At 68.3% G+C, this 5,721-nt stretch carries 6 protein-coding genes; 3 read left to right on the top strand and 3 right to left on the bottom strand.

All coding sequences use genetic code 11. The annotated features are described in order from the left end of the window. Positions 1-149: 149 nt before the first annotated feature. Positions 150-1,538 (bottom strand): IS1380 family transposase, encoded by a 1,389-nt coding sequence (locus RH94_RS00065; RefSeq protein ID WP_073945630.1) that lies wholly within the window; start codon positions 1,536-1,538, stop codon positions 150-152. A gap of 138 nt (positions 1,539-1,676) precedes the next feature. Further along, a complete protein-coding gene (locus RH94_RS00060; RefSeq protein ID WP_073945629.1) occupies positions 1,677-2,282 on the bottom strand; it encodes a YceI family protein in 606 nt (201 codons plus the stop codon). A gap of 256 nt (positions 2,283-2,538) precedes the next feature. Here RH94_RS00060 and RH94_RS00055 point away from each other — a divergent pair, with 256 nt between their 5' ends. The 3 genes from RH94_RS00055 to RH94_RS00045 all read left to right on the top strand — a co-directional run bounded on the left by RH94_RS00055 (position 2,539) and on the right by RH94_RS00045 (position 5,084). Then, positions 2,539-3,063 carry a hypothetical protein gene (locus RH94_RS00055; RefSeq protein ID WP_073945628.1) on the top strand — a complete coding sequence of 175 codons (525 nt, stop codon included), beginning with the start codon at positions 2,539-2,541 and terminating at the stop codon, positions 3,061-3,063. Between the two features lie 222 nt (positions 3,064-3,285). Then, entirely contained in the window at positions 3,286-4,869 is a 1,584-nt protein-coding gene (locus RH94_RS00050) for an acyl-CoA carboxylase subunit beta (protein ID WP_073945627.1), read from the top strand. Between the two features lie 20 nt (positions 4,870-4,889). Then, entirely contained in the window at positions 4,890-5,084 is a 195-nt protein-coding gene (locus RH94_RS00045; RefSeq protein WP_073945626.1) for an acyl-CoA carboxylase subunit epsilon, read from the top strand. A 154-nt stretch (positions 5,085-5,238) separates the two neighbouring features. Here RH94_RS00045 and RH94_RS00040 read toward each other — a convergent pair. Further along, positions 5,239-5,721 (bottom strand): GTP-binding protein (locus RH94_RS00040; protein WP_073945625.1); only part of this gene is annotated, 483 nt, incomplete at its 5' end.

Genomic DNA, 5,721 nt, shown 5'->3' with positions numbered 1-5,721 from the left:
CCTCGATCCACCGCGTGATCTTTGATCGCGCGGTGTGATTGGTTTCGGGGTGGATTTTCGGTTCCGGGCAGGGCGGGTTTCCGGATGGCCGTTCCGGTGGCGGGTTCTCCGAGGTCTTCCAGATCGTGGACGGGCGGGGGTCCGGTTGGTCAGGTCTGCATCCGCTGCCCGGTGGCGGTCCACAGGTCGGTGAAGTCGTCGGCCCAGCGCCAGCGTCGGGGCAGATGCAGCACTACTCGTCGTCCCGGGCGGGCGATGCGGGCCGGAACGGCGATGAGATGACGGCGGATCGTGCCGGTCCGTGCCCGTGCGTGGAAGGCGGAAGCGAGGTGTCCGGCCGCGCGGGTGAGGTTGTAGGCGGTGGCGGCCAGGGTGAGCCAGGCCGCGTTCGCGGTGAACTTCCCCGAGGGCAGGTGGGCCAGGGCGGAGTCCTCCAGATCGGCGAAGACCTGTTCCACCGCGGCGTGAGCACGATGCATGGGCTCGGCGTCGGTCAGGACGAAGGTGCTGTCGGTGAAGACCACATGATGGCGCCAGACCGCGAACAGCTCACTTTGTCCGTCGGGCACCGTCTTCGGGTTCAGCCGCTTCACGCGGCGGACGATCAGCCGGGCGGTGGTGTGGAACTGCTTCTTCTTGCTGGTGAACGCGGTGAACGGGATCTCGGCGATCTCGGCGTCGGAGATCCAGCGTTCCTCCTCGGCGTCCCAGATCGCGTCGGTGTACCGGATCGGCGTCCAGGCGTCCTCGGCGATGGACGCGATCGCTTCGCGGATCGTCTTGGTGACCGCGACGGCCAGCGAGAAGCGGGCGCCGGCCCGACGGCAGGCGGCGACGACCTTGTGGGAGAAGTAGGCCGAGTCGGCGCGCACGATGATCTGTGCGGTGATCCCCATGGCCCGCACCGTGGTCAGCGCCTCGCGCAGCAGACTCGCCGCCCCCTTGCCGGAGCCCGCCGAGCCCCTGCGCAGCCGGGTGGCGACGATGACCGGCGCGCAGGTGGACGTCTTGACCGTGACGATCTGGAAGTGCAGCCCGCGGACCTTGGTGTAGCCGAACGAGGCGCCCTGCTTGGCCGGGCCGTAGACCTGCTTGACCTTGGAGTCGATGTCGACGAACACCACCTCGTCCGTCGTGGGCACCAGTCCGGTGTGGGCGGCCAGGTTGCAGGTGAACGCGCTTGTCGCGGACTGGAGTTGCCGGACGTGTCCCCAGGTGAAGGCGCGCAGGAAGGTGCCCAGCGTGGACGGTGCCCGCACCCCTGCGAAGAGCTTCCGCAGCCCTCCGTGCCGCAGGACATCCAGGTCGTCGATGGAGTCGGCGCCGGCGGCCATGCCGCCCACGATGCTCATCGCCTTCGCGTCGGGGGCCGTGCCGGCGCCGTTGGCCGCGCCGGTCAGTTTGACCTTCTCGGCCACCAGAGCCGGCAGGCCGCACCGCTCGGCCAGCCGGATCACCGGGACCAGTCCGGCATGCGCGATGAGATTCGGCTCGTCGAACGCGGCAAACACCCGCGCCGGGCTGTGGGACGATTTCACTTGAGAGGTGCCTTGCAGGTCGGGACCGGTGGAAGCGTAGGAACTCCCATCATCCCAGGTCAGCGGGCACCTCTTCTGATTTCTCCGTCCACGGCCCGTCCGCTACGCGGTGGATCCAGGCTGAGAACCCGCGGCCGGTCAGGCCTTCTTGATGGCGGAGATGTCGAAGTTCAGCTTGATCTTGTCGGAGACCAGGACGCCGCCCGTCTCCAGGGCCGCGTTCCAGGTCAGGCCCCACTCGGAGCGCAGGATCTCGGCCTTGCCCTCGAAACCGACGCGCTCGTTGCCGAAGGGGTCCTTGGCGGCGCCGTTGAACTCGAGGTCGATGGTGAGCGGCCTGGTGACGCCGAGGATGGTCAGGTCACCGGTGATGCGGTAGTCGTCGCCGCCCAGGGCCTCGGCCTTGGTGGAGCGGAACGTCATCTCCGGGAACTCGTCGATCTTGAAGAAGTCCGAGCTCTTCAGGTGGCCGTCGCGGTCCGCCGAGCCGGTGTCGATGCTGTCGATCCGCACGTCGATGGACGCCGTGGAGGCGGAGGGGTCGCCGCCGTCCAGGTGGAGGGTGCCGGTGAAGTCGTTGAACTTGCCCTTGACGTTCGTGACCATGGCGTGCCGCGCGACGAAGCCGAGCGTGGAGTGCGCCGGGTCGATCGTGTACTCACCGGTCAGCGCGGCCAGGTCCGGGTTCACGGCGGTGGGGGCGGGGGCGTTCTCGGTGGTGTTCTTGCGGCCGAAGATGTTCACGGGGTGTTCCTCTCGGGTGAGACGGTCGCTCGGCGCGGGGACGGGCGCCAAGTAAGTTGAACTTTCAAGTTGCTCAACGCCATCACCGTAACTCTATTCTGTTCAACTTTCAACATCATCCGCCACATGTCTCCCGGAGGCGCACGGTTATTTCGTACGCCCTCTGGCGGACGCGCGTAGAACTCGGGCACCATCTCCCTGCACCACCTGCACAGCCGCCCCACGGCAACCACGGCCAACAGCAGGAAGGTTCCCCATGAAGACCACCAAGGTCACGACGTTCACCAAGGCCCGCGCGGCCCTCACCGCCCTCGCCCTCGTCGTCGCCCCCGGCGTCGCCGTCATGGGCACGGCCACCGATGCCTTCGCCGCCACCAAGATCAGCCACGCCACCGCGACCCAGATGTTCCGCGACGTGGGCATCACCTGGTCCTCCTCCGGTGGCTGCTCCGACCGGAACAAGTCGAACTGCACGTCCTTCGAGCAGCTCAACCTGGACACCGCGAAAGGGGCCCAGACCCTCAAGAGGTCCAGCGGCTGCGCCCTCAACATCACCGGTGGCACCGAGACCGGTCACGCCTCCGGCACCTACTCCCACTGGAACGGCTACAAGCTCGACTACGGCAAGAACACCTGCGTGACCAACTACATCAAGACCTACTTCGCCTACATCGGCCTGCGCGGCGACGGCGCCCCGCAGTACAAGGCGGCCTCCGGCAACATCTACGCCGACGAGGGCAATCACTGGGACGTCACGTACTACAACTGCGGCGGCTGCTGACCGGACGGACGTGCCGTCACCCGAGGGGTGGCATCCGCCCGCCTGAATGTGAGCGGGCTCGCGCGACCCCGGTTTGTGGCACCTCCACAAGGGCAACGCCTTCTGAGCAGTCGAAAGGGCTGCGACACGCCCAGGTTCTGTTCAGGGGTACCAGGAAAACGGGCCGGAGACTGTACGGAGTCGACGGCCCGCTTTCCTTGGTGTCCTTCGTAAGGTCGCTACATGACCGTTTTGGAAGAGACGACGGGTGAGCCGGCGGACGCGCGCGGGCGGGTCGCCGAACTGCACGGGATCCGTGCGCAGGCGGTGGCGGGCCCCAGCGAGAAGGCGACCGCGGCGCAGCACGCCAAGGGCAAGCTGACCGCGCGGGAGCGGATCGAACTGCTCCTGGACCCGGGTTCCTTCCAGGAGGTCGAGCAGCTGCGCCGGCACCGGGCGACCGGGTTCGGCCTGGAGGCGAAGAAGCCGTACACCGACGGTGTGATCACCGGCTGGGGCACGGTGGAGGGCCGGACGGTCTTCGTCTACGCCCACGACTTCCGTATCTTCGGCGGCGCGCTGGGCGAGGCCCACGCCACGAAGATCCACAAGATCATGGACATGGCCATCGCGGCCGGTGCCCCGCTGGTCTCCCTCAACGACGGTGCGGGCGCCCGGATCCAGGAGGGCGTCAGCGCGCTGGCCGGCTACGGCGGCATCTTCCAGCGCAACACCAAGGCCTCCGGCGTCATCCCGCAGATCAGCGTGATGCTCGGCCCGTGCGCGGGCGGCGCCGCCTACAGCCCCGCGCTCACCGACTTCGTCTTCATGGTCCGTGAGACCTCGCAGATGTTCATCACCGGCCCGGACGTGGTCAAGGCGGTCACCGGCGAGGAGATCACGCAGAACGGCCTGGGCGGCGCGGACGTGCACGCCGAGACCTCCGGCGTGTGCCACTTCGCCTACGACGACGAGGAGACCTGCATCGCCGAGGTGCGGTACCTGCTGTCGCTGCTGCCGCAGAACAACCGGGAGACCCCGCCGCGGGTGGACTGCTCCGACCCCGCCGACCGCCGCTCCGACGTCCTGCTGGACCTGGTCCCGGCCGACGGCAACCGGCCCTACGACATGACCAAGGTCATCGAGGAGATCGTCGACGACGGCGAGTACCTCGAGGTCCACGAGCGCTGGGCGCGCAACATCATCTGCGCGCTGGCCCGCCTCGACGGCCAGGTCGTCGGCATCATCGCCAACCAGCCCCAGGTGCTGGCGGGTGTCCTGGACATCGAGGCGTCCGAGAAGGCCGCCCGCTTCGTGCAGATGTGCGACGCCTTCAACGTCCCCATCGTCACTCTTCTGGACGTGCCCGGCTTTCTGCCCGGCGTCGACCAGGAGCACGGTGGAATCATCAGGCACGGCGCCAAGCTGCTCTACGCCTACTGCAACGCCACCGTGCCGAGGATCTCGCTGATCCTGCGCAAGGCGTACGGAGGTGCCTACATCGTCATGGACAGCCAGTCCATCGGGGCCGACCTCACCTACGCCTGGCCCACCAATGAAATCGCCGTGATGGGCGCGGAGGGCGCGGCCAACGTCATCTTCCGCCGCCAGATCGCCGAGGCGGAGGACCCCGAGGCCATGCGTCAGAAGATGGTCAAGGAGTACAAGGCCGAGCTGATGCACCCCTACTACGCGGCCGAGCGCGGCCTGGTGGACGACGTCATCGACCCCGCCGACACCCGCGAGGTCCTGATCAGGTCCCTGGCGATGCTGCAGTCGAAGCACGCCGACCTGCCCTCCCGCAAGCACGGCAACCCGCCGCAGTAACCCAGCCACGGAGACCACCCATGGACAACGTCGACATCCGCGTCGAGAAGGGCCACGCCGAGCCCGAGGAGGTCGCCGCCATCACGGCCCTCCTCATGGCCCGCGCTGCGGCCCGCCCGGCCGACACGGCCCTCGCCCACCGCGGCCGCGCGAAGGCCGGCTGGCGCCGGCTGGAGCGGGAGAGCGGCTTCCGCGCTCCCCACAGCTGGCACTGAGCCCGTGTGACTCCAAGAAGGGGCCCACCCGTCCGGGTGGGCCCCTTCGCACGTCCTCCCAGCGGGCCTTGCCGGCGGGACTTCCCACGGAACGACAAAGGTGGGTGCCCTCTCGCACGGAGAGGGCACCCACCTTTGCCAACCGGGCGGGGCGTTACCGCAGGCGAGCCATCAGGGCGTGCTCGACCAGCGTGATCAGCGCCGACTTGGCGTCCGCACGGTGACGGGCGTCGGTGGTGATGATCGGGGTGTCCGGACCGATCTGCAGGGCCTCGCGGACCTCGTCCGGGTTGTACGGCTGCTGGCCGTCGAAGCCGTTGAGGGCGATGACGAACGGCAGGCCGCTGTTCTCGAAGTAGTCGACCGCCGGGAAGCAGTCGGCCAGGCGCCGGGTGTCGACCAGGACGATGGCGCCGATGGCGCCGCGGACCAGGTCGTCCCACATGAACCAGAACCGGTCCTGGCCGGGCGTGCCGAACAGGTAGAGGATCAGGTCCTGGTCGAGCGTGATGCGGCCGAAGTCCATGGCCACCGTGGTGGTGGTCTTGTCCCCGGTGTGGGTGAGGTCGTCGATGCCCGCCGAAGCGGACGTCATGACGGCCTCCGTGCGCAGCGGGTTGATCTCCGAGACGGCGCC

The sequence above is a fragment of the Streptomyces kebangsaanensis genome, assembly GCF_001906585.1.
Lineage (GTDB): Bacteria > Actinomycetota > Actinomycetes > Streptomycetales > Streptomycetaceae > Streptomyces > Streptomyces kebangsaanensis.
This window is presented reverse-complemented; position numbering and strand designations above follow the sequence as displayed.

Excerpts from the sequence above, each read along its gene's own strand:
- RH94_RS00055 (WP_073945628.1), top strand. The coding sequence starts at position 2,539 with ATGAAGACCACCAAGGTCACGACGTTCACCAAGGCCCGCGCGGCCCTC.
- RH94_RS00050 (WP_073945627.1), top strand. The coding sequence starts at position 3,286 with ATGACCGTTTTGGAAGAGACGACGGGTGAGCCGGCGGACGCGCGCGGG.
- RH94_RS00045 (WP_073945626.1), top strand. The coding sequence starts at position 4,890 with ATGGACAACGTCGACATCCGCGTCGAGAAGGGCCACGCCGAGCCCGAG.